This is a genomic window from Bacillus sp. LNXM12-1 (assembly GCF_003004375.1).
Lineage (GTDB): Bacteria > Bacillota > Bacilli > Bacillales > Bacillaceae > Bacillus.
This window is the reverse complement of sequence record NZ_PVWX01000002.1, coordinates 437,778-461,115: the sequence shown is the minus strand read 5'-3', so window position 1 is coordinate 461,115 and position 23,338 is coordinate 437,778. Positions and strand designations below refer to the sequence as shown.

The following is a 23,338-nucleotide window of genomic DNA, read 5'->3' as shown; positions in this document are numbered from 1 at the left end:
AAAAAGAGCTGCTTATAAGCATACTCTCTCGACCTCTATAATTCCTTTGTCATAAATAAACTGTTTGGATCTTCTTGATATGAATCGAAAGGCGGACAAATATAAAAACCAACACTCTCATATAGTTTTCTTGCTGGCTCAAAGAAAGACATCGCACCTGTCTCTAAGCTGACACGTGAATAGCCGCGCCTTTTCGCCTCTTGGAGAAGATGGTTCAGCATATACCTTGCTACACCTTTTCGCATATGGAGAGCTGCGGTCCTCATTGATTTGATTTCGCCGTGATCACTTGACAGCTCCTTTAACGCTCCGCAGCCAAGAAGCTCCTCTCCTTCCCGCACACTCCACACTGTGACATCTTGCTTTTTCAAATCAGCTAACGGAAGGGCATGAATGCTTTCTGGCGGGGAATGCTCTTTCATTTCTTCTATATGAGCGGTAATCAGCTGCTCTATTTGTCCATCCGTGAGTGTATCTTGTTGAATGTACATGTCTATCACTCCTTCACGATCATTGTACGTGAAGAGTCAGCATTCACCTGCTGTTATGTCAGATAAACGAACAAACAACCGGCATCCATCCGCCAGTTGTTCGTTTGATATCAACTATTTATGAAGAAAGTACCGCTTGTAACTCTTCTGCTGTACTGCTTTCAAGCTGACTTCCGACTCCTACTGCCACTGCACCTGCTTTCAGCCATTTTGGCACATCGGCTGGATGAATACCGCCCGTTGGAATAAATTCAATCTCTGGAAACGGACCTTGTAAGTTTTTCATATAGGATAAACCGAAGGAACCGCTTGGAAAAAGCTTGAGCAAGCAGTAGCCATCTGCTTTTGCCTGCATGATTTCACTTGGGGTGAGGACACCTGGTACATAGAGTGTGTCGTGAAATGAGAGATGCTCTCCGATCACAGGGAGATATCCTGGACTGACAATAAATTGTGAGCCTGCGTCAATGGCTGATTGTGCCTGCTCAAGGGTTGTGATTGTGCCTGCTCCTACAATCAGATCTTGCTCATGCTGAAAGGACGCGATGATGTGTTCAGCATTAGGCGTGGTATACGTCACTTCAATGGCTCGAACGCCTTTTTTCTTTAAACGCTCAATGGTCTCAATGCCTTCTGCTTCACTCCCCGCTCTCACCACTGCGATCAGCTTACAAGCCGCGAGCTGCTCTTTAACGCTCAAACTTGCTGACTTGCCCATATCCTTCATCTCCCTTCATATATTCCCGTCTATGATATCGTTTAGCTTCTTTCATAAAAGCCTGAAGCTCTTCCCGAGTAGGCAGTCCGTCTTTATCGCCAGGAGACATCACCGCAAGAGCCCCTACAGCATTGCCTCTTGTCACAGATTTTTCATATGATAAACCGTCCAATAAGCCGCTGATGACCCCCACGGCAAATCCATCACCGGCACCGACTGTATCAACGACATCTGGCACATAAAATCCGCTCACAATCCCCTGACTGGCTGCACTTTTATAAAAGGCACCTTCTGCACCGAGCTTCATGACCACAAGCTTGACGCCTTTTTGCAAATAAACATCGGCAATCTCTTCCGGCTCGTGACAGCCTGTGAGCCTTTGCCCTTCTGCAAGCCCCGGAAAAAACCAATCCACTTGAAAAGCCATTTGATTCACCGTATGGATCATATCTTCTTCCTCTTCCCATAGCTGCAGCCGAAGGTTTGGATCAAATGAAATGGTTTTGCCTGCTTCTTTCATTTTTTGAAGAGCACAAAAAGAAAACGCTCTCATTTCACTGGATAATGCAGGCGGAATACCTGTCATATGGAGGTGTCCTGCCTGTTTGAAATAGCTGGTGGGAAAGTCGCTTGGACTCATTGTGCTCGCAGCAGAGCCTTTACGATAATACGTGACGTCAGGGTCTCCATCCATCACTTTTGATTTAAGTAAAATCCCTGTTTGAGCCCCATCATTTGAACGGATCACTGCACTTGTATCGACCCCTTCTTTTTGAAGCTCTTCTAAAATAAATGTGCCAAGTGAATCTGCTCCGACTTTGCTCACCCATCCCACATCAAAACCTAGCCTCGCCAAACCGACTGCCACGTTACTTTCGGCGCCAGCAAGCGCCTTTTGGAATGTATGCACTTGATGAAGCTCTCCGGCTTCTTTTGCAAAAAACATCGCCATTGATTCCCCAAATGTGACCGCATCCAATGCTTTCACTCATTTCTCCCCTTTCTTGGTACCGGTTTCAAATTAGTTAAAAAAGAGAGAGTATGCACGTATGTATACTCTTCTCTGTCTGTTGTTTATAAAGATTTTCTTACGATGATTTCTCCGTCAAGCTGAATGGTTTGGGGCGCACTTTCATCCCCTTCAAGCCGAGTCTTGATTTTTTGCATGGCGGCTTTCCCCATTTCATGAGATGGCTGGGCAACCGTTGTGATTCCAGGTCCAATCAGCTTATACCATTCTGTATCATCAAAGCCTGCGATGCCTATCTCCTCTGGAATCTTTATCCCAAGCTCTACAAGCTCACTAATCAGTTTCAGCATGAGTAATCCATTGGCTGCTAAAATCGCTTTTTTCTGTTGGTTTGATTGTACAAAACGGACAAGCTCTTCTCGCAATTGTTCCTTTTGCTTCAAATCAATTTCTGCAGTGAGCGGCTTCTTATGTTTACTCATAGCTGTCTGCTCATATGCTTCTTTTCGTTCTTCACGAGGACTGATCCCATCGACCGGCTCAGTAAAGAAAGCGATGTGCTCATAGCCTTTCTCATACATTTGTTGAAGCAACCGGATCGTGATATCACGGTTATTCGTTGTCACTGTGTCGACTTTTAGTTCTGGCAATTTCCGGTCAACAAGGACAATTGGTACACCGTTTTTCTTAAAATCCTGCAGAATGTCATTGTTCTGGCCTGTCGTATTGATGATGAGCCCTTCAATATAATGCGCATTCAGCTTGAGGAGCATTTCCCGTTCTTTTTCTGGTCGGTTATCTGTGTTGCATACCATGATACTGTATCCATATTCATCACAAATTTCTTCGACTCCGCGAAGTGTCGCTACAGAGAATGGATTCGTAATGTCGGCTACAATAAACCCAATGACCTTGCTTTTTCTTACTTTCAAACCTTGGGCGAGCTGACTCGGACGATAATGCAGTTCCTCAATGGCTTTTTTAATTTTTTTGACCTTTTCAGTAGAAATTTCATTTGTTCTGCCATTGATATATCTGGATACAGTTGATTTTGAAACACCTGCATAAGCGGCCACTTCGTTGATGGTCACTTTCGTTTGCTTTTTCTCTTTCATTCAAAAAACTCCCACAATCGATATCTTCTCATTTGTTTCGAAACCGATTTCAAATAACTTAAAAAGAGCATATCATAATTTCATGCATTTCAGAAGATTTTTTTGCATGAAGAGGGCAAAAAATCATCTAAATAAATAAAAAGAAAACGATTTCAAAATAACGGTTGACGGCGTTCTCTTTTTCCTCTAGAATTTTCCTTGAAACCGATACCAAATAAAACATCAATATTTTGTTTCAGATGGAAAGGGAGGCTTATCTCAAATGGAAAATCGTTATGCTGTACACCCTGAGCAGGTCAAACGTTTTACAACAGAGGAACTTCGTCGTCATTTTCATATTCCTACGCTATTCGTCAGTGGTGAATTAAAGCTCTACTATTCGCATGAGGATCGCGTGGTGATTGGCGGAGTCAAGCCGTCTGCAGAGCCGCTCAAATTAGATGCCGGAGACTTTTTACGTACGGAATATTTCCTTGAAAGACGAGAGATCGGCATTGTAAATGTCGGCGGTCAAGGAACGGTCACTGTCGATGGTGAAGCCTTTGTACTGGAGCACAAAGATTTCTTATATATTGGGCTTGGACACGAAGATGTACAGTTTGCTAGTTCATCAGGCGAAGAGGCCAAGTTCTATCTTGTATCAGCCACGGCTCATCAAGCGTACCCTACACAAAAAGCAGCCATCGCTGAATTAACACCGAATCACTTAGGAGAAGCGTCTGCTTCAAACGTACGAAACCTGTATCAAGTCATCCACGCAAACGGCATCCAAAGCTGTCAGCTCATGATGGGAATCACTCAGCTGGAAACCAATAACACGTGGAATACGATGCCCGCTCATATTCATGATCGGCGTATGGAAGTGTACTTATATCTTGATATCGAAGAAGATGCTCGTGTCTTTCATTTTATGGGAGAGCCATCTGAAACAAGACATCTCGTTGTCGCAAATGAGGAAGCGGTCATTTCTCCTGCCTGGTCCATTCATTCAGGCTCGGGTACAGCGAATTATTCATTTATTTGGGCGATGGCGGGCGAGAACTATACGTTCAAAGATATGGACTTTGTCCCAATGGACCAGCTGAGGTAATGTGATGACGACGACATCCTATGTAGCGTCCCTCTTTTCTCTTGAAGGTAAAACAGCCCTTGTGACAGGTCCTGGAACCGGCATTGGGCAGGGCATTGCTGTGGCGCTTGCCAGGTCAGGCGCAGATATTATCGGCACATACCACCACACACCGCTTGAGGAAACGAAAGCGTTAGTCGAACAGGCGGGCCGCTCGTTTCATGCGGTTCAGGTTGACTTTTCCGATCCTCAAACTGCAAAGCAGGCTGTCAATGCCATGTTACAAAAGCATACGATTGATATTTTAATCAATAATGCTGGAACCATTAAAAGAGAGCAGGCCGCTCATTATTCAGAGGAAGATTGGCATACGGTCATGGATGTGAATATCAATAGCCTCTTTTTCCTTACCCAAAGGGTTGGGCGGCAGATGCTGAAAAATGGTCAAGGGAAAATCGTCAATATCGCCTCCCTTCTATCGTTTCAAGGCGGCATCTTTGTCCCCGCTTATACAGCAAGTAAACACGCAGTCGCAGGGCTGACGAAGGCTTTTGCAAACGAATGGGCGAGCCAGCATATACAAGTGAATGCGATCGCTCCTGGTTACATTGCGACCAATAACACGCAAGCCATTCGGGACGATGAGAATCGAAATGAAGAGATTCTCAAACGAATCCCTGCCGGGCGCTGGGGAAAGCCTGAGGATCTAGCCGGCGCGGCTGTTTTCCTTAGCTCACCAGCCTCCGATTATATGAACGGTCATATTTTAGCTGTTGATGGCGGCTGGCTTGCGAGATAAACAGGCGAGAGAATTCCTATTTTGAGGGATTCTCTTTTTTTCTATTTGCATAATTCTCCTCCTTCCGAGTCACTCTATAAAAAAACATGACATGAGGGGTGAGGTATTATGAAAAGTCGTATTGAACAAGATATAGCGTCCGTCATCAAGCGTGTCAAAAGCTTTGCCGGGAAAAGTGATGATATCGTGTTCCACTCATTTTCATTTGGCCCTTCTGCTATCTCTGCATGTCTCATGTACGTTGAAGGACTCACAGAATTTGAGATGCTTTCTAAGCAAATCATTTCACCCATGCAAAAGGAATTGGATATCAACGAGGTTGATTCTAGTACGCTTCCGGCCCTGTCTAAAACGTTCTTTGGCATCCAAAATGATGTGCTGGAGGATATGAACCTTGCCATCGAGCAATTATATAGCGGCAGGGCTATTTTATTTGTAGATGGAGCGGCTCAAGCACTTGCGCTCCAAACGAACCTTTTTCAATTTAGAGAAGTAGAAGAGCCGCAATCGGAAGTCCTTGTAAGAGGGCCTCGGATCGGTTTTATTGAAAATCTTGAAAAAAACACGGCTTTAATCCGTGAGCGGGCAAACGACCCTAACCTTGTCATTCAAAAGGTAAATGTAGGTACTCGCAATAAAAAGTCTGCTGCCCTTGTGTACGTTCGTGATATTGTTGATCCCAAATTAGTAGAAGATGTTCTATCACGCATGACCGAAATCAAAATGGATGACATCCCTGAAACCGGCTATATTGAACAGCTGATTGAGGACAGCCACATCTCCATTTTTCCGCAGATTCAAAATACAGAACGTCCTGACCGGGTGATTGCATCTGTGCTTGAAGGCAAAGTCTCCATTTTGCTCGACGGCACACCTTTTGCCCTCATCATGCCTATGACACTTACAGCCTTGATGCAATCACCGGAGGATTATTATCAAAGATGGACAAGTGCGACTCTTTTGCGCCTACTTCGTTATTTTGCCGTACTGTTAACGATTTTTTTACCAGGGCTCTACATCGCTCTTGTCTCATATCACCCCGGTTTATTACCAACACGAATGGCAATCACCATCGCAGGCAGCCGGCAGAATGTTCCGTTTCCTCCTGTTGTCGAGGCGATTCTTATGTCTTTTACGATTGAGCTGCTGCGAGAAGCTGGACTTCGGCTTCCTAGAGCCATCGGGCAGACAATTGGGCTCATTGGCGGCGTCATCATTGGTCAGGCGGCTGTCCAAGCCAATATCGTCAGTGCCTTAATGGTGATTATTGTGTCGCTGACCGCCTTGGCCGATTTCACTGCCCCTTCGTATGACTTTAGTTTCCCGCTGCGCATCTTGCGCTTTATGGCCATTTTCAGTTCAGCGATGTTTGGGTTATATGGCTTGATCATGTGTTATTTATTTGTGCTTTGTCACCTGATGCAATTAAAGACCTTTGGTTTTGACTATTTCACACCTGTTTTGTCTTCACCGTTTTCAGATTTAAAGGATACGTACGTACGTTTACCAATTGGGCTATTTAAATCGAGACCGAAAACAGCAAAAATAAAAAATCTCAAAAGACAAGGAGATTAAACGATGTACAGAGCTGAGAAGCTATCATTGTTACAAGTCACCATTCTGTGCAGCTCTACAATGATAGGCGCTGGAATTTTAACCATTCCACGCAGTTCTGCCAATTCAGGGTTCCCTGATGGCTGGATCATTGTATTAATACAGGGAGTCATCTTTGCTTTCGTTGCTTTTTTGTTAGGATGGATTGCTGAAAAGAATGCACCGGACACCATTTTTGAGTCAAATACTAAAGGAGCCGGTGCAATCTTTGGCACGTTCTTTAATTTAATGCTGATCGCTTATTTACTAGGCATTGTCGGCTTTGAAGCGCGTGTTCTCGGAGAGGTTGTTCAGTTTTTCCTGCTGCAATCGACTCCCATGGCAGTGATTGTGATGATTTTTCTTCTTGTGGCGATCTATCATTTGAAAAGTGGTATCTTTCCAATAGTGAAAATGGTGACATACATATATCCGATGACGATGATCATTTATATTGGGCTCATGCTGTTTAGTTTGAAAATATTCGATTTTGATTACTTACGCCCGGTGATGGCGAATGGGTTTAAAGATTTCAGTAATTTGTTCTCTCAAACATTTATTCAATTTACAGGCTTTGAGGTCATTTTGTTTGTTGTACCACTCATTTATAAAGACAAATGGTCGAAGGCGAAATGGGCCGCTGCGATCGGGGTCGGAATTACCTCACTTATCTACTCTCTCACGCTCTTTATTGTGATTGGTTCCATGACCGTTGGAGAAACGAAATCCCTCACCTGGCCCACTGTCTCACTCATTCAAGCACTAGAACTTGAAGGGGTCTTCATTGAACGATTTGATATTTTTTTACTGACGATCTGGACTTGCCAGCAGTTCATTTGTATGCTTGGCTTTTTCCAATTTGCCATTAAAGGGTGCCACACAGTCTTTAAGACGACCAATGTAACGAGACTACTTTGGCTGCTGTTTTTGATTACCTCTGCCCTCTCTTTATTTCCGAGAAATATCAATGAAGTCTTTTACTTCTCTACTTTACTCGGCTACGCATTGTTCGCGGTTTTAGCCATTCCTTTTATTACAGCTGTTCTGCTGATGATACGTAAAAAATGGGGAGGTCGTTCTGCATGAGAGGAAGGCGTGTATTGTTCATCTTTTTATCCTGCTGTCTTTTCCTTCTATCAGCAGGGTGCTGGGATTTAAAGGATATTGAAAAATTATCATTTGTGCGCGGCATTGGCATTGACGAGGAAGATCAGAAAGGAGTCAAGCTCACCTACCAAAACCTGGTTCCGAAGATGGGTGGGACACAAGAGGCTGATTCTCCTGGCCATGTGAATGTCGTCTCAAAAGGGAAAAATGTGCTGGAGGCTGTCAGTAATGTCGCCTTAAAGGACCCGCCGATCTATAGTGATCATCTAAAAATTTTCTTGTTCGGCAAAAATCAGGCAGAGCATCACGATATTCAAGGAACGCTCAACCACTTTATACGAGATGATGAGGTTCGGCGAAGCAGCTACCTTCTCGTGTCACGAGATGATGCGTCAAAAGTGATCAACCAAAAATTGAAATCACAGCAAAAGGTTCCGGTTGAACATATCTTTGAAACATCCAAAAACCGAAGCTTTAACGGAAAGATTTTGCTGCCAACCCGTATTGGCCGGGCATCTGATTACTTCCAGATGGGTGCTAGCTTCCTTGTCCAAAGTGTAGATGCGATAGACGGTGAACTGATTTATGATGGAGCAGGAATCATTGATGGAAAAACACGAAAGCTGATCGGCTTCATCCCTGCGAAGGATGTCCAATCTTTAAATTGGGTGATGGACCGAATTTCAGGCGGCGTTGTACCTGCCACCTACAAAGACTTTCCGATCACGTATGAAATTAAGAAATCAAAAACCAAGATTGAACCCTATCTGAAGGATGGACATATTTCCTTTAAAATTAATGTCAACACCCAAGGAAAGCTCTCAGAGGATCAGTACCCTGCAGAAAATTCATACGATGAGCAGTACATCAAAAGATATGAGCTTCTTTTTGCGAATAAAATCAAACAGCGAATTCAAAAAGCAGTCCATCATGTGCAAAAAGAGGTGGGCGTTGATCCCATATTTTTAAGCCGGCAGTTTCGTATTAAATACCCTGACTATTGGGAAAAGCATCGAAACGAATGGGATACGCTCTTTCAAGAAGCGGATATCGAATATGATGTCAAAGTCAGCATTTTAAACTTTGGGGCAGAAGGCGCAACAAAAAGCTTCAAATGGTAATGCAAAAGGCGGTTATCTCGAAGGGGAGCCGCCTTTTTTACGCACGACAATTAAAAGCTGATATAGGGTCACTTGATCAGACAACGCTTTTGTTTGAAAGCCAAGTGACGCTCCTACTCTCGCCACCTCGTCAAAAAACAATTGGACGTTCTGATCAATCTGAACATTGATGCGCTGCTCGATCACCCGTTCAAACAAATGGTTTGGGAAAAGCGCACGCATCGTGTTTGGTGTGAAGAACCTCAGATGGGTTCGGTCTAAAATCCCTACATCTTGATACGTAAAATCCCCTGTCATTAACGGGAGAAGCACCTCCGCATGCATCATGTTTGGCAGGCAGCAAATGATCACGCCGCCCAGTTTTAAAGATGCGTGCGCTTGTTCAATGATGTTCCAAGGATCTGACACATGCTCTAAAACATCAGAAAAAATGATGGCATCAAAAAAGGCCTCTTTCTCTAACCATGGGTACTCATCCGCTTTTGCCTCGATGACTTCTTCGTAATATGCCTTTGCGATTGCTGCTTTTAATGGATCGGCCTCTACCCCGTACATGTCAACAGACTGCCGATTCATTAGTTCAAGCCCTGTGGCCCCTGCGCCGCATCCCACATCAAGTACACATGCAGCGTCTTCAGGCAGCAGAGCCGCAAAGTACGGATGGGGGGTCATCAGATTGAGATCAATGCCCCATTTATCTAAAAACCGAAGCCTGTTCTCAGCAAACAGTGTAGAGATGTTCGTTTCTTGATTCGCACGAAAGGTTGCATGACCGTGATGATGCACAAATGAATCGTGGACGATTTGCAGCTGATATCCCTTGAGCAAGGATCTCAAACAAAGATCGTCATCCTCAAATGATCCATACACGAACCGCTCATCAAATAACCCCACCTCTTCAATGAGCTCTCTTTTCACCAGCAGACAAAACCCCACAAGCCGATGTACATATGTTCTCTGACCTTTTCTCGCAGCCGTATAATTTTTCGCAAAGGCTGGGAGCTCCTTCACATTTGTATACGATGGCTCGACCATTTGAGGACCGCTCACATAATTGGAGACAGGTCCTACCATCCCAATACGTTCTGATGCAAATAACGCCTCTTTTAATGGAGAAAGCCAGTTTTCCGTTACGATCGTGTCGTTATTTAAAAAGAGAATGCTATCCCCTGTCGCTTTTTTCGCTCCTTGATTACAGCCCTTTGCAAAGCCTCGATTTTCTGCATTTTCTATGAAAATCACATCGTTCAGCTCTCTCACATATTCCTTCGTCCCGTCGGTTGACGCATTATCAACGATGATGAGTTCATATTGGTCACTTCGGGTATGCTGCTTGATGCTGTCGATACATTTTTTCGTTAAATGCAGTTCATTGTACGTCAGCATGACAATGCTCGTTTTCCCTTTCATCTCATTTCCACCTTTCGCTCGCCTGTTCCATATGTATGTCATATGCAGCACGTTCAGAAGATGAGAGATTGTCCTTTCTTGATTAAACGTTTGTTTAACAAAGAAAAACCAGCTGCATGCGGGCAGCTGGTCGTTGTTCACACCGTTTTTCCTTCCTCACCTGTGACGGCACGGTTCCTCTTTTTTAAATCTTCTTCAATTTCTTCAAGACTTTTCCCTTTCGTTTCAGTCACCATATATTTCACAAACAAGAAGGCGCCTACGCCGATGACCGCGTAAATGAGGAAAAGATTACTGATACCCATCGCGCTTAATAGAGCTGGGAATGTAAGCGAGATGATTAAATTCCCTGTATGAAGGAGGAAAGTAGAGACGCCTGTACCGATTCCTCTTACATGTACCGGGAACAGCTCCGGAAGCATCACCCAAACGACTGGACCCCAGCTGACAGCAAAGATGACGATGAAGAGTCCTAAACAAATAATGGTTGTCCATCCTGCAGCTGTTGACCCCTCGAAAAATCGATTGACCACTGACAGGACAATTAAACTTAGGACCATGCCAGCATTCCCAAATAAGAGCAGCGCTTTACGCCCTACACGGTCAATGATTTTAATCGCCACAAACGTCATGACGACATTCACTGCCCCAATTCCGACGGTTCCTAAAATAGCCGCTGAATTACCAAAGCCAACGCTTGTGAATGTTTTTGGTGCATAGTAAATAATCGTATTGGTACCGATAAACTGCTGCAGAAAGGCAAGACCGACACCAGCGATTAATGCTGGACGTACCCATGGCTCAAATAATTCCTTAAAACCGCCTTTTTCTTCACTTTCTGCCTGTTGAATATCAGAAATTTCTTCTTCAACTTCTTGCTTACTCTTTCTGAGTTTAGATAATATCTCTTTTGCACGGTCTGCCTGTCCATGGACAAACAGCCAGCGGGGACTTTCCGGCATAAATAAAATCCCACATAATAAAAGCACAGAAGGTACGACCGCAATTCCAAGCATCAGGCGCCATGCTTCTGCATCCGCTAAAGCGTAATTCACAATATAGGCGAGTAGAATACCAAATGTGATCATGAGTTGGTTTAATGAGGACAGTGCTCCTCGCGATTCCTTTGGAGCAAGTTCGGATAAATATAATGGAACAATCGTTGTTGAGCACCCGACAGCAAGTCCTAGTACAATTCGGAATAAGACCATCACTTCCGTATTCGGAGCAAGGGCTGTACCAAATCCACCGATAATAAACAAAATCGCTGCGGCGATGATGGCTTTTTTCCGCCCGAATTGGTCTGTCAGCTTCCCAGAAAGAGAGGAACCGAGCATCGCCCCGATTAAAATCGAGCTGACAACAAGTCCCTCTGTAAACGCGTTTAACCCTAAATCCTCTTTCATAAATAAGATGGCGCCAGAAATGACACCTGTATCATAGCCATATAAGGCGCCGCCAAGTGCGCCGAAGAAATAAAGCCATCCATTCCGATTTTTCATGTTCATAACCCCTCTTTTGTTCTGTATGTACTGGATGTTTCTCTATGGAAAATCATTTTCCTCACTTCCTGTCATTTCAAACATTTCAATGTTTTATGACAAATATATTTCATTTGAAGTATCATTGAAACTTTTTACGATAAGGAAACGTCAATTAAGCGTTAGTGAAAAAAATGTCGCACTATATCCCGTTTTAAGGTATATTTGTTTTAGTTTGTAAGCAAAAAGAAGGACATCTTTACTATAAAAATCATAGCGAGGGTTTAAAATATATGGATCAATCAAGAAGCAAACGCAAAGGAAAAAAGCGTTTAAAGCCATGGGTGAAAGTCACTCTATTTATAGTCGGTATTCTTTTACTGACAACCGCTTCTGTCACAGGCTATGCCTACTATAAAGTGACAAGCGCTGCCAAAAAAGCGCAAGTATCTTTAGATCGCGGCGCTCAATCTGTCAAAAGGATTGAAGCATTCGATCCTGGGAAAGACAGCTTTTCTGTCTTGCTGCTTGGCATTGACAGCAGACCGGGCGAAACAGTGAAACAAGCACGAAGCGATGCAATGGTCTTAGCAACCGTCAATCGTACAAATAAAACCGTAAAATTATTAAGCATTCCAAGGGACTCATATGTGAATATTCCAGGGCATGGCTATGACAAAATTACACATGCACACGCATTTGGTGGTGCAGATTTAACCTTAAGTACAGTCGAAGATTTACTAGATATTCCGGTTGATTTTGTGATCCAAAGTAATTTCACAGCATTTAAAGAGATCGTCAATGAACTAAACGGAGTCTCTATTAACGTCAAGGATGAATATGTGGTCAAACAGGTTCTAAAAGATACAAAGGGCAAGGTACAGCTTCAAACAGGAACTCATACACTAGACGGTGATCAAGCTCTCGCATATGTGAGAACAAGAAAGGCAGATAGTGATTTAATGCGCGGACAGCGTCAAATGGAAGTATTAAAAGCCATTTTTGATAAATCAAAATCGTTAACGTCTATTCCGTCATATGACAATATCATTGATACACTTGGTGAGAATGTCTCAACCAATCTTTCAATGAAAGAGCTAGTCGGGCTGTTCCCGCTTCTGACGTCATTGAAATCGGTCGATACCATTCAGCTTAAAGGCTCTGATTACCAGCCAAACGGGGTTTATTATTACCAATTGGATCAAAACCAGCTAAACGAAGTGAAGACTGAATTGAAGAAGCAGCTTGAATTATCATAAACAGAAAGCGTCCCTAAGGGGGCGCTTTCTGTTTGTTGACAAAGGGCTAAAATGGTTTTTATTTTAGCTCTTTGTCTTCTTTTCAGCGTGATTGAAAACCTTTGAATTCTAGGAAGGACGAGCACTGGCGCGGAGCGAATTTGATATTCGTGAGCACCAGCGCGCAGGACTGACAAAGAATGCAAGGGTTTGTCTACACGCTGAAAGCGTCCCTAAGGGGGCGCTTTTCTACTTGTTGACGTTGATGTAGATTTTAACCCTTTGGCTTATTCCCTTGATCATTCGGTCATTTTTGTTTAGCCTTGATAGAGAGGAACAACCATCCTATTGCTCATGAGAATGAAGGAAATCGTACATACTTTGAAGAGGCTATTGCATGCATGAAGGAGGATTTGACAGCGATGAAAAAAATGATTGCGATTGATTTAGACGGTACACTTTTAAATACAAAAAGTGAAATATCTGCTCAAAACCGGGAGGCATTGATTCGTGCGAAGGAAGCGGGATATATTGTCACCATCTGTACAGGGCGGGCGACTTTTGATGTAAAGGAACTGCTTGGCAATTTGGACATCCCCATTATTGCAGCAAACGGCGGAACCGTTCATACCGAAGGATACGAACTTTTCAGCCGTATCACACTTGACCAAGAAGCAGGAAAACGAGCGGCTAAGGCATTAGTGGAACGAAACATTTACTTTGAGGTCTATACGGACGATGCGCTCCTCTCTCCTTTTGATGGAAAAGAGAAGCTGAAAGCAGAATTTGATGTCATCAAAAGTGCGAACCCAAATGAGGATGTAGCTGATTTATGGGAAGGAGCGATGACTCAATTCAAACAATTTGGCATCAAACCAGTAGATGATATTCGCCAGATTTTTGAGTCGAATGAAGCGACCTATAAATTACTCTGCTTCTCATTTGATATGAACAAGCTACAGGAAGCACGAGATCTTCTCGCGGAAATGCCTGAGCTTTCATTGACCTCTTCTGGAAAACATATCATTGAGGTACTGCCAAAAGAGTCTGGGAAAGGACATGCTCTCAAAAAGCTCGCAGCTCATTATGGCGTAGACCGCTCACATATTTATGCGATTGGCGACAGCCCCAACGATCTATCCATGTTTGAGGAAGCAGGCCACCGCATTGCAATGGGGAATGCCGTAGATGTTATTAAAGAAAAGAGCACCTTCATCACAAAAGGCAATCATGAAGACGGTGTTGCTTACTTTATTGATCTGCTTTTACAAAATCAATTCCACGAAAAAAAGACGCTAGTCTGATCAGCGCCTAGAGAGAAGTCTAGAAGTCCGATACGAGCGTGGATCGGGCTTTTTCTTTATTTTTTGATTCTAACAGCCGTCTCATACTTATTCTTCCAGTACGTACTTGTTTTCATATTCGTAAGCACGACACCATTTGAGACGGTCACATGAATGACTTGATTTGACCCTGCATAAATCGCCGGCATCAATGACGTTCCACTAAAGAAAACGAGATCTCCCGGCTTCAGCTCCGAACGTTTCACAGGCGTACCTGTCTTGACTTGACCTGACGCATAGCGAGGCAGATCAATACCAAGCACTTCTCGATACACGTACTGTGTGAACCCTGCTGTGTCAAATCCCTCTTCTGGATTCGTCCCGCCTTTGACATAAGGAACTTCACCAATATACGCAGCGGCTTTTGAGACAACCGGATCTTCTTTTGATAATTTCAGGTCCGTTAATCGTTTCGCACCTGTCCATTTCTCGCGCCAATACGATTCAGACAAATAAGAAATCGTGACACTTTCCGAACGGCTCGCATGAATAAAACGATCGCCCCCAATATACATCCCTACATGAGAAATGCCTGGCTTATATGTGTTGCTAAAAAAGACAAAATCCCCAGGACGTATATCATCTAATGCCACTTTTTCTCCAACCATCCACTGCTGTTCAGCACTTCGAGGTAAATAAATCCCTAGTGATTTTTCAAATAAATATTGTAAAAAGCCTGAACAATCAAAGCCAACCTTAGGGTCTGCTGCACCAAATACATAAGGAATACCTACATATTTCATCGCATCTTTCACAAGACGGTCATCAGAGATTTCTGGTGTGCCGGGCAGTCGTTTGACTGCATAAAATCGGTCCGTCCAGTATTTGCTTTTGCTGACATCTGTTTTCACCACACCCTGACTGAGCGTGATGTGGATGACCTGATCGTTACCAGCGTACAGCGCCACATGCGTCGGGATATCCTTTGTTTCTTCAAGGCTGCGGAAATATACAAGGTCACCGGGCCGGGCTTTGTCCCATGATACCTTTTCCCCAATCTGATACTGGTCGATCACCTTCCGCGGCAAATCAAATGCTCCTGATGTCTTGTACACATATTGAATAAACCCAGATGCGTCAAAGCCCGTTTTTGGATCGGTTCCTCCTTTATGATAAGGTGTTCCAATCAGCTTTTCCGCTTGCTCCAAAGGAGACGCTGTTTGAGCAGATACTTCTGATTGAGACATGAACATCAGCCCTACGAGCACACACCCACCAATCAACATTCCTTTCCATTTCATGATCTTTCCCCTCCTTTCTTCTATAGTTTCGGCATGACACCTTTCATTTTACACCTTTTTTCGACAAAAAAGAGCACGCAATGCGCGCCCTCTATGCTCTTTAAAATTATTTACTTGCTTCCGTTTTTGATTGCTTTTGCTGTTCGATTTTCTGCATTTCAACCGAGATCTTTTGTTTTTCATGATCTGTGAGGCTGTCACTAAATTTAAAAGCAGACATAAAGACAAAGACTAAAATTAACGCAACAAACGGCCAGCTTGCTTTTAGGAATTTCATTTCTTCTCTTTCCCTCCGTTTTCTTTTAAGTGTTTAACTTTATCAGCGTGATCTACTTCAAAGAAAATGTGTCCGTCTTTTTCTTTCCAATCCGCATTCGTACCATTTGTCAGCATACGGATAATGGATTTTGATTCAAAAGATCCTGCTTTAACCGGAGCAGGTGTTGCTTCCTTGATATACATTGGGACAACTTCAAATGTCGCTTTTCCATCTTCATTCAGATGATACTGAACAAGTGCAGAATCACGTGTTCTTGACCAGCCTTGGTCAAAAATAAAGTTCCCTAAGCTATAGAAGATCGCCGTGCCGTTATAGACTTCCATTGGCTCAAGAACGTGCGGATGAGCACCGATAATGATATCAGCACCAGCTTTTGACATCGCTCTTGCCAATTCTCTTTGTCTATCGTTTACCTCATTGTTGTACTCCTGTCCCCAGTGAGCATGAACAACGACGATATCTGCCTTTTCAGCAGCCTGCGAGATCATCGGAATAAAGATAGATGGATCGGCTGGCAAGATACCCGCCTGGCGATTCGTTGCTTTAAAATCTTTCCCATACACATCAGTAAAACCAAGTGTAGCGATTTTGACACCATTTACTTCTTTGTACGAAATGTTCTGCTTCGCATCCTGAAGGTTACGGCCTGCGCCTGTATAATCCATGCCAGCATGTTCAAAGGCATCAATCGTGTTGTTCAGCCCTTTTTCACCATAGTCTGCCGCATGGTTATTCGCAAAGTTTAATACAGAGAAATTCAAATCCTTCAATGCTTTGACAGAATCTTCGTCTGTTTTCAAATGAATATTCTTTTGTGCCGCTTGTTCTTTATCTGATGCGACTGGATGCTCAAAGTTACCAGTCACATAATCTGACACATCAAAATATGGCTTGGCGTAACGAAAGAGATGCTGTTTTCCATAACGGTCTGTTACTTTCTCTACGTTTCTTCCAAACATAATGTCACCGACAAACGAAGCGGTCAGGATGTTTTCTGGATTCTTTTGTACAGTTGGCACTTGTGCTTTCCCGATAAACGTAAATAGAAATGTACAAGCAATGACAATCGGTAAAGCAATCAGTACGTGTTTATTCGTCTTTTTCTTTTGGTTCTTTGTGATTTTCAGCAGCTTTTCCTGAAAGCTCAATTTTTTATTCATCATTGGACACACCTTATCTTAAAATAGATAGTAAACATACATGATGGCAAATGTTGCACCACTTAGAAGTAACGTGCTTCCAAGGGTAATCGTAAGACCCTGCTTTTGAATCGTATTTGCAATCAATCCAGGAACGATAATACCGATTCCGCGGAATTCTGCTATTTCAAATGGAACCACTGGATAGAAGAAATCAAATACAAGCTTTAAGGCGATCCCTGTAATTAGCATCGCAGCAAACTTTCTGCGTCCGTATAAAATCATAAATTTCGATAGACCAAAGCGAACGATGACATACGTAAGCAAGCTGACAGATAAGACGACTAAAATAAAGACTGGCTGGTTAAATACAAGCGCCAGATAACCTGGGACAACAAGTCCAGCTGGTACGATTCCTGTTTTTTCTGCAAAGATTAAACTAAGTAGAACACCTAAAATTAACGAGATATAAAGATCTGATCCGAACATTTTCTATATTTCCTCCTAGCTGACAAGCTGCTTAATTTTGTATTCTTGAATTTTTTCGATTAACGGTTCAGCGGCACCATGAATATTGCCGACTCCATAAACCACTCGATTATGAAGCTTTTTCTCAAGCATATTCATAATTTCTTCTGTAGATTGATATTCAAGGTTGTGTAAGTGGTCAGCCGGAATTTTCCCATCCTCATATGCCTTCACAATTGGATCTGTTGTTTCACCAATCAAGACAAGATCACTTGCTTCAATATAAGGAAGTACATCTTCCGCAAACTGGATCGTTCTATCTACACGATCCGCACGGCAGTTCATGATAATAATCGGTTCATCTGTTGGATATCCAATCTCTTTCACACGCTTCCAAATGTTCAATGTAGATGATGCGTCATTTGCCGCAAAACCATTTACAAAGTGTCCAGGTGTTTTCGCGTCCATTAATGGAAGAATTCTCATCGCTCCTGGATCAGGTGGCGCATTTAACATTCCTCTGAATGCCGTATCTTCATCAATTCCTAATGCCTGTGCAACACCAAGTGCAAGTGAGGCATTATCTGGGAAGACCATGTACTCAAATTTCCGTAAATACTCATCAGAAATCTTGGAATTATCTGCAACAATGACTTCTGTGTTGCGTTTTTTCGCAATCTCTTTAAAGAATTCCGTATATTCACTATCCGTAATAACCAAGTGTCCATTGTAAGGAATTGTCGCTGTAAAGGCTTCTGCTATTTCATCAAGTGTCGGCCCCATTACGTCCATATGATCTTCAAGAACGTTTACGATCACGCCAATATTCGCTTGAAGCAGCTCTTCCTGAAAGATAATTTGGTAATCTGGATTTACTGCCATACATTCACTGACGATGGCATTTGCTCCTCTTTCAACGGTTTCTCTCATAACTTCCTTCTGCTCACCGATATTTGGTCCTTGCGGTTTCCTTTTAATCGGTTTCTCCTCTGGCGTATCCCAATAAATCATTCTTGCATCTGTTCCCGTTGTTTTGCCGACAGTTTTATAACCTGCCTCCATTAAGATACCGGTTGTCAATCTTGTAACGGTAGACTTTCCGCGAATACCATTAATATTGACGCGCACCGGCAAGGCATCGATATTTTTCTGGTGACGCTTCTTTTCAATAAAGCCAATCCCTAACATGATGACACAGGCTATAACGATTAACCACATCGCTTATCTACATCTCCTTTTTTTATGAGTGTGATATGTAAATTCAATCAACAGTATATATGTTCAGCATAAAATCACAATCGGTATTATGTAACATAATCTTTCACTTCCTCGTATGCCAAATTCCTCTAATCAGAAGGCGGATTTGCCTAGCTCTTCTTTAAATGAAAAGGCCAAAAGGCGGACAAAAATTGGTATGAATTTCAGCTTCAATCAAGAGAAAGCGTTACCATCAAGCATCGGAAAATCTTTTGTCCTTTTCTCCCTAAATTTTTTGACAATTATTAAGATGTATTTTGAATCAATGTTTTAAAGCCCTTTAAACTCTATAACATCAGTCATATCAGCGCTTTAAATGAATAGTGCGTGTTTTGGAATGTTTTCGATTTTTGAAGGAACAGGTTAGAAAGTCATCCTCATCGGTCAGAATGCTACGCGTTGACCTATGACAAAGGTCACCTCTAAAAAAATCAAGTCATATGCTTATTTTCGGGTCACAAAAAATTGGGATAAGATGTAAACTATTGATCATTTCGGAATACCTGCTTTTTACGATATTCGCTCCTTATGACCTAAACAATGAAACATTATTCATTTGTTTTTATCAAGATTCATCATTTCTTAACATTTTTAATATGATTTTAGTTGAAAGTTGTCAATTCATGTCATGCTTTCCCCAAAGATGACGAATAAAATCAGCTTCTCCGCTTACACTAAGGTTAAAAAATCTGTGAGAGGAGGCTAAAGATGCCAAACAGCAATGAGCAAACACGGTTGCATTTTTTATCAGGCAGCTTCGAGGAAAAAATCCGGATTCTGAAAAAAACATTTCAGCAAAGCGGGGATTTTGAATACCGAGAGTTAATGGTGAATGAAACGAAATCTGTCCTGTTTTTTATTAAAACAAGAGTAGATGAAGGCAAATTAAATGATTTCATTATCGGCAACTTGTTAGGACCTCCTGGAAAGCAGGAATATACGAAGTCTCTCAGTACACTCGAAACTGGTGACTTGACGCTGATTACAGACAGTATTATTGCTGGAAGCATTGCGTTTCTTGATGAAAATTCCTCACAGATCAAATTGTTTTCTGTCGGTCAGCCGCCGCTGCGCTCTATTTCTGAACCTTCATCTGAAAGTATTATTGCTGGAGCACATGACGGATTTGTTGAAAGTCTTGATACCAACATCTACTTACTGCGTTCGCATTTAAATGATCGAAAGCTCGCCATTCAGTATCATAAGATTGGTACAAAATCTGAAACAAAGCTTGCGACTGTTTATATATCTGATATCGCTAATCAAGAAAAGGTAGAAGAGGTAAACAAACGGATTTCTTCTATTAAAGTAGACACGCTGCTAAGTCCTGGCTCTATTGTTGAGGCGATTGAGGATGATTCATTTTCTATTTTCCCGCAGCTTATTGATACAGAACGCCCTGATAAGGTGAGATCTGCAATCCTTGAAGGGCGAATTGTGGTGATGATGGATGGCAGTCCGATGGCTATCATTCTTCCTGTCACCTTCTTTAGCTTCTTTCAATCACCTGATGATTATAATAGCCGCTGGATTCCGGCTACGTTTATCCGTGTTCTCCGCTATCTTGCCTGTATCATCGCAGTCATTTTGCCATCTTTTTATATCGCTGTCATTGGCTTTCATTATGAGGTCGTCCCAGATGAATTAGCCATAACGATGAAAAATTCAATTATCGGTATCCCATTTCCTCCTTTGATAGAAGCGATGCTAATGGAAATCACCATTGAACTCATTCGTGAGGCAGGGGTGCGTCTACCTAGACCAATTGGTCAAACCATTGGTATCGTAGGTGGTTTGGTCATTGGGGATGCTGTTGTACAAGCAGGACTCATCTCAAATGTTCTTGTCATCGTGGTCGCCGTGACCGCTGTCGCTTCCTTTGTCCTTCCATCATTTGAAATGACGGCCACCATTAGGATGCTGCGTTTCCCGCTCATGTTCATGGCATCAATGTTTGGTTTTATTGGCATTTCATTTGGATTATCCATCATTCTCATGAATTTATGCCGCCTTGAATCACTAGGGGTACCATACTTATCACCTGTTACTCCATTTAACTGGCAGGATTTAAAAGATACTGTAATTCGCCTCCCAATGTGGATGTACAAAAATCGCCCTGTTTATTTAAATCCGCAAAAGAAAAAGCAAATTGAACATTTGAGAGGATGGAAAAAGAAAAATGAAAAATAAAATATCTCCACCTCAAGCTGTCTTTTTTCTCATTCAATCTCAAATTGGTGTCGGTATTTTATCGCTCCCCCACTTTTTGATGAAAGACATGGGACACGATGGCTGGATGGCGATCATTGTCGCCTGTTTTTTTATCCAAATCATCAATACAATTTTCATTTACATCATTCATAAATATCCAGAAACATCATTCTTCCAAGCATTAATTGATGTATTTGGTCAATGGATTGGGAAATTACTGATTGCACTGTATATACTGTATTTTGCCTCCGTCTGTATTGTCGTTTTATCCATTTTCACCAGAATTATTGGTATGTGGGTTCTGCCGCTGACGCCAAACTGGGTCATCAATCTATTACTCATTACTTCCATTGTTTATATTGCGAAGGAGCAAATTACAGCCATTGTCAGGTTTAACTTTATCTTAACTCCCCTTCTCCTTTTGCTTTCCTTGCTGATGTTCTATTCATTAAAAGGGACCAATATCGATTATCTGATGCCTTTTTTTCAAACAGACATTTCTCAGTTTCAGCTTGGGCTGAAGGACGTCGTACTATCGATGAATGGATTTGAGATGATCCTTATTCTTTCTCCCTTTATGAAAGGCACGATTAAGGAACGGTATAAAATCATGACCATTTCAAATATATGCACGACGCTTTACTACCTATTTATTACATTGATTTGTTTTATGTTTTTTAGTCCAATTGAGCTTGATGTGATTCCCAACCCTGTTCTTTACTTATTAAAAACCATTTCCTTCGGTATCATTGAGCGGACAGATTTAATTTTTCTTAGCTTCTGGGTGTTTATTATTCTTGCCACATTGAGTAACTATCTGTACTTTTGTGCAAATGGCATTTCCAGTTTACTGAAGAAAAAGGATCACAAAAAATATGTTTATTGTTTCGCCATTCTGATATATGCGTCTAGCTGTTTTTTGGCAGTCGATAACTTTCGCATTCAGCGTTTCAATGATTTTACAACGATTGCTCAGTATTCGTTCATTTACACACTTCCAGCATTCATGGCGATCGTTATCTTTATCAAACAACGTAAAAAGAAGGTGAAATCACATGCGTCATAAATATGTCCTGACTCTCCTCATGTGCGTGTCTCTCACCATGATGCCTGGCTGCTGGGATCAAAACCTATTAAAAAACATCTCCCTTGTCCTTACTTCCGCCATTGATCAAGGGGAAGATGATAACGCAAAAGTATCGATTACCTACCGAAAAGTACAACAGTCTCAAAGTATGCAGCAAGGAAGTTCAGGTACTTATTCAACCACTGTACTGACAACCAATGCTCCAACTTTACGTAAAGCGGGAACAGACTTCGGCCGAATGGTTGACCAAAAGATTGATATGTCAAAAATGAGGATTTTACTGATCGGTGATGAATTCTCTCAAAATCAACTTCTTCCCTACTTAGACATGTTCTATCGCGATCCGAAAAGTCCTTTGCTTGCCAATTTAGCCGTTGTGAAAGGCGGTTCAAGCATTGATGTGATCAACAAATTACTAAAAGAACAGCTCATTGTCAGTGACTATTTAAACAATCTCATTACAACTGCCTCAAGAGGTTCACAAGTGACCGCTGGAAATATTCAAAGCATACGCTCAAAGATGCTCCAAACAGGAGAAGACTTTACCCTGCCTTTAATTGTATTTGATCAGTCTAAACAACTAATCAAAGTAGCAGGTGTGGCTTTATTCGATAATGAGAAAAAAACTGGTGAGCTTTATGGTCAAGATGCCATGCTTCTCAATCTCATGAATAATAAAATCGGGAAATATGCAAATTTCACTAAAAAGATCAGAAATGATATGGAGTTGAAGGGAAATAACTATATTACCATCCAAGTCACCGACTTAAAACGAGATATTCGTATTCTCAATTCTGATCATCGAAACGTGACAATTGGGCTAGATTTCGAATTCAAAACAGCTGTCGTTGAATATCCGAAAGACAATTTAGATAGTACGAAAAAGATCGATGAACTAAACAAACGATTATCAGCTATTTTCACAAAGGAAGCAGAAAAAGTAATCTCTGTTTTGCAGAAATCAAACTCCGACGTGTTAAGTCTTGGAAGAAAGTATCGCGTTAAAAATTATGATGAATATGTAAAAATGAATTGGAAAACTGATTATCCAAATGTAAAAATCATCCCAAAAATCAAAGTGAATATTACAGAAACAGGGATTACTAGTTAATAAAAGGAAGATAGCATCTTTCTTTTATTTTTTTATTTTTTTAAGATTGTCATTTTAATGCTTTCATGATAATCTATCTGTGTAAACGG

At 42.0% G+C, this 23,338-nt stretch carries 21 protein-coding genes; 10 read left to right on the top strand and 11 right to left on the bottom strand.

All coding sequences use genetic code 11. The annotated features are described in order from the left end of the window. Nucleotides 1-35: 35 nt before the first annotated feature. The 4 genes from C6Y07_RS09845 to C6Y07_RS09830 form a co-directional block, all read right to left on the bottom strand. Nucleotides 36-491: a GNAT family N-acetyltransferase gene (locus C6Y07_RS09845; RefSeq protein ID WP_034660191.1), complete on the bottom strand. Its 456-nt coding sequence runs from the start codon at nt 489-491 to the stop codon at nt 36-38. A 118-nt stretch (nt 492-609) separates the two neighbouring features. Then, entirely contained in the window at nt 610-1,209 is a 600-nt protein-coding gene (locus tag C6Y07_RS09840) for a bifunctional 4-hydroxy-2-oxoglutarate aldolase/2-dehydro-3-deoxy-phosphogluconate aldolase (protein WP_034660192.1), read from the bottom strand. After that, a complete protein-coding gene (locus C6Y07_RS09835) occupies nt 1,181-2,197 on the bottom strand; it encodes a sugar kinase (RefSeq protein WP_106156631.1) in 1,017 nt (338 codons plus the stop codon). The genes C6Y07_RS09840 and C6Y07_RS09835 overlap by 29 nt, the downstream gene beginning before the upstream one ends. An 86-nt stretch (nt 2,198-2,283) precedes the next feature. Continuing rightward, nucleotides 2,284-3,294 (bottom strand): LacI family DNA-binding transcriptional regulator, encoded by a 1,011-nt coding sequence (locus C6Y07_RS09830; protein WP_106071357.1) that lies wholly within the window; start codon nt 3,292-3,294, stop codon nt 2,284-2,286. A gap of 262 nt (nt 3,295-3,556) precedes the next feature. Here C6Y07_RS09830 and kduI point away from each other — a divergent pair, with 262 nt between their 5' ends. The 5 genes from kduI to C6Y07_RS09805 all read left to right on the top strand — a co-directional run bounded on the left by kduI (nt 3,557) and on the right by C6Y07_RS09805 (nt 8,983). Then, nucleotides 3,557-4,384 carry a 5-dehydro-4-deoxy-D-glucuronate isomerase gene (kduI, locus tag C6Y07_RS09825; protein WP_060597432.1) on the top strand — a complete coding sequence of 276 codons (828 nt, stop codon included), beginning with the start codon at nt 3,557-3,559 and terminating at the stop codon, nt 4,382-4,384. A gap of 4 nt (nt 4,385-4,388) precedes the next feature. After that, on the top strand, nt 4,389-5,162 hold the full coding sequence (gene kduD / locus C6Y07_RS09820; RefSeq protein WP_106156629.1) for a 2-dehydro-3-deoxy-D-gluconate 5-dehydrogenase KduD: 774 nt from the start codon (nt 4,389-4,391) through the stop codon (nt 5,160-5,162). Nucleotides 5,163-5,270: 108 nt separating this feature from the next. Next, entirely contained in the window at nt 5,271-6,737 is a 1,467-nt protein-coding gene (locus C6Y07_RS09815; protein WP_060597434.1) for a spore germination protein, read from the top strand. A 3-nt stretch (nt 6,738-6,740) separates the two neighbouring features. Beyond that, nucleotides 6,741-7,841 (top strand): GerAB/ArcD/ProY family transporter, encoded by a 1,101-nt coding sequence (locus C6Y07_RS09810; protein ID WP_060597437.1) that lies wholly within the window; start codon nt 6,741-6,743, stop codon nt 7,839-7,841. Next, nucleotides 7,838-8,983 carry a Ger(x)C family spore germination protein gene (locus C6Y07_RS09805; RefSeq protein ID WP_106156627.1) on the top strand — a complete coding sequence of 382 codons (1,146 nt, stop codon included), beginning with the start codon at nt 7,838-7,840 and terminating at the stop codon, nt 8,981-8,983. Before C6Y07_RS09810 ends, C6Y07_RS09805 begins: the two co-directional genes overlap by 4 nt. Nucleotides 8,984-8,995: 12 nt before the next feature. On the opposite strand, the gene C6Y07_RS09800 is transcribed toward C6Y07_RS09805, so the two are convergent. Next, nucleotides 8,996-10,393, bottom strand: a complete 1,398-nt coding sequence (locus C6Y07_RS09800; protein WP_106156750.1) for a bifunctional glycosyltransferase family 2 protein/class I SAM-dependent methyltransferase — start codon at nt 10,391-10,393, stop codon at nt 8,996-8,998. 137 nt (nt 10,394-10,530) lie between these two features. Beyond that, nucleotides 10,531-11,895, bottom strand: coding sequence for a sugar porter family MFS transporter (locus tag C6Y07_RS09795; RefSeq protein ID WP_095285705.1), 1,365 nt, complete (start codon nt 11,893-11,895; stop codon nt 10,531-10,533). A gap of 272 nt (nt 11,896-12,167) precedes the next feature. Between C6Y07_RS09795 and C6Y07_RS09790 the strand changes: the two genes are divergently transcribed. Both C6Y07_RS09790 and C6Y07_RS09780 read left to right on the top strand, forming a co-directional pair. Continuing rightward, nucleotides 12,168-13,133: an LCP family protein gene (locus C6Y07_RS09790; protein ID WP_106048125.1), complete on the top strand. Its 966-nt coding sequence runs from the start codon at nt 12,168-12,170 to the stop codon at nt 13,131-13,133. A gap of 401 nt (nt 13,134-13,534) precedes the next feature. Next, nucleotides 13,535-14,416 (top strand): Cof-type HAD-IIB family hydrolase, encoded by an 882-nt coding sequence (locus C6Y07_RS09780; protein WP_181185424.1) that lies wholly within the window; start codon nt 13,535-13,537, stop codon nt 14,414-14,416. Between the two features lie 56 nt (nt 14,417-14,472). On the opposite strand, the gene C6Y07_RS09775 is transcribed toward C6Y07_RS09780, so the two are convergent. The 5 genes from C6Y07_RS09775 to pgsB form a co-directional block, all read right to left on the bottom strand. Next, nucleotides 14,473-15,696, bottom strand: coding sequence for a C40 family peptidase (locus tag C6Y07_RS09775; RefSeq protein WP_106156625.1), 1,224 nt, complete (start codon nt 15,694-15,696; stop codon nt 14,473-14,475). A 106-nt stretch (nt 15,697-15,802) separates the two neighbouring features. After that, nucleotides 15,803-15,973: an extrachromosomal elements maintenance protein EdmS gene (gene edmS / locus C6Y07_RS18925; protein ID WP_003213661.1), complete on the bottom strand. Its 171-nt coding sequence runs from the start codon at nt 15,971-15,973 to the stop codon at nt 15,803-15,805. After that, a complete protein-coding gene (locus tag C6Y07_RS09770; protein WP_034660209.1) occupies nt 15,970-17,136 on the bottom strand; it encodes a CapA family protein in 1,167 nt (388 codons plus the stop codon). The genes edmS and C6Y07_RS09770 overlap by 4 nt, the downstream gene beginning before the upstream one ends. Before the next feature lie 18 nt (nt 17,137-17,154). After that, entirely contained in the window at nt 17,155-17,604 is a 450-nt protein-coding gene (gene pgsC / locus C6Y07_RS09765) for a poly-gamma-glutamate biosynthesis protein PgsC (protein WP_012011488.1), read from the bottom strand. Between the two features lie 15 nt (nt 17,605-17,619). Then, nucleotides 17,620-18,801 (bottom strand): poly-gamma-glutamate synthase PgsB, encoded by a 1,182-nt coding sequence (gene pgsB, locus C6Y07_RS09760; RefSeq protein ID WP_034660210.1) that lies wholly within the window; start codon nt 18,799-18,801, stop codon nt 17,620-17,622. Between the two features lie 747 nt (nt 18,802-19,548). Here pgsB and C6Y07_RS09755 point away from each other — a divergent pair. Genes C6Y07_RS09755 through C6Y07_RS09745 form a run of 3 tightly spaced genes read left to right on the top strand, consistent with a single transcriptional unit; the run spans nt 19,549 to nt 23,249 of the window. After that, a complete protein-coding gene (locus C6Y07_RS09755; RefSeq protein ID WP_066031637.1) occupies nt 19,549-21,030 on the top strand; it encodes a spore germination protein in 1,482 nt (493 codons plus the stop codon). Beyond that, on the top strand, nt 21,020-22,117 hold the full coding sequence (locus C6Y07_RS09750) for a GerAB/ArcD/ProY family transporter (protein WP_060597449.1): 1,098 nt from the start codon (nt 21,020-21,022) through the stop codon (nt 22,115-22,117). The genes C6Y07_RS09755 and C6Y07_RS09750 overlap by 11 nt, the downstream gene beginning before the upstream one ends. After that, nucleotides 22,107-23,249, top strand: coding sequence for a Ger(x)C family spore germination protein (locus tag C6Y07_RS09745; protein ID WP_066031636.1), 1,143 nt, complete (start codon nt 22,107-22,109; stop codon nt 23,247-23,249). The genes C6Y07_RS09750 and C6Y07_RS09745 overlap by 11 nt, the downstream gene beginning before the upstream one ends. Nucleotides 23,250-23,338 lie beyond the last annotated feature (89 nt).

Coding starts and splice junctions, on each gene's coding strand:
- C6Y07_RS09845 (WP_034660191.1), bottom strand. CDS start 491: ATGTACATTCAACAAGATACACTCACGGATGGACAAATAGAGCAGCTG.
- C6Y07_RS09840 (WP_034660192.1), bottom strand. CDS start 1,209: ATGGGCAAGTCAGCAAGTTTGAGCGTTAAAGAGCAGCTCGCGGCTTGT.
- C6Y07_RS09830 (WP_106071357.1), bottom strand. CDS start 3,294: ATGAAAGAGAAAAAGCAAACGAAAGTGACCATCAACGAAGTGGCCGCT.
- kduI (WP_060597432.1), top strand. CDS start 3,557: ATGGAAAATCGTTATGCTGTACACCCTGAGCAGGTCAAACGTTTTACA.
- kduD (WP_106156629.1), top strand. CDS start 4,389: ATGACGACGACATCCTATGTAGCGTCCCTCTTTTCTCTTGAAGGTAAA.
- C6Y07_RS09815 (WP_060597434.1), top strand. CDS start 5,271: ATGAAAAGTCGTATTGAACAAGATATAGCGTCCGTCATCAAGCGTGTC.
- C6Y07_RS09810 (WP_060597437.1), top strand. CDS start 6,741: ATGTACAGAGCTGAGAAGCTATCATTGTTACAAGTCACCATTCTGTGC.
- C6Y07_RS09805 (WP_106156627.1), top strand. CDS start 7,838: ATGAGAGGAAGGCGTGTATTGTTCATCTTTTTATCCTGCTGTCTTTTC.
- C6Y07_RS09800 (WP_106156750.1), bottom strand. CDS start 10,393: ATGAAAGGGAAAACGAGCATTGTCATGCTGACGTACAATGAACTGCAT.
- C6Y07_RS09795 (WP_095285705.1), bottom strand. CDS start 11,895: ATGAAAAATCGGAATGGATGGCTTTATTTCTTCGGCGCACTTGGCGGC.
- C6Y07_RS09790 (WP_106048125.1), top strand. CDS start 12,168: ATGGATCAATCAAGAAGCAAACGCAAAGGAAAAAAGCGTTTAAAGCCA.
- C6Y07_RS09780 (WP_181185424.1), top strand. CDS start 13,535: ATGAAAAAAATGATTGCGATTGATTTAGACGGTACACTTTTAAATACA.
- C6Y07_RS09775 (WP_106156625.1), bottom strand. CDS start 15,696: ATGAAATGGAAAGGAATGTTGATTGGTGGGTGTGTGCTCGTAGGGCTG.
- edmS (WP_003213661.1), bottom strand. CDS start 15,973: ATGAAATTCCTAAAAGCAAGCTGGCCGTTTGTTGCGTTAATTTTAGTC.
- C6Y07_RS09770 (WP_034660209.1), bottom strand. CDS start 17,136: ATGAATAAAAAATTGAGCTTTCAGGAAAAGCTGCTGAAAATCACAAAG.
- pgsC (WP_012011488.1), bottom strand. CDS start 17,604: ATGTTCGGATCAGATCTTTATATCTCGTTAATTTTAGGTGTTCTACTT.
- pgsB (WP_034660210.1), bottom strand. CDS start 18,801: ATGTGGTTAATCGTTATAGCCTGTGTCATCATGTTAGGGATTGGCTTT.
- C6Y07_RS09755 (WP_066031637.1), top strand. CDS start 19,549: ATGCCAAACAGCAATGAGCAAACACGGTTGCATTTTTTATCAGGCAGC.
- C6Y07_RS09750 (WP_060597449.1), top strand. CDS start 21,020: ATGAAAAATAAAATATCTCCACCTCAAGCTGTCTTTTTTCTCATTCAA.
- C6Y07_RS09745 (WP_066031636.1), top strand. CDS start 22,107: ATGCGTCATAAATATGTCCTGACTCTCCTCATGTGCGTGTCTCTCACC.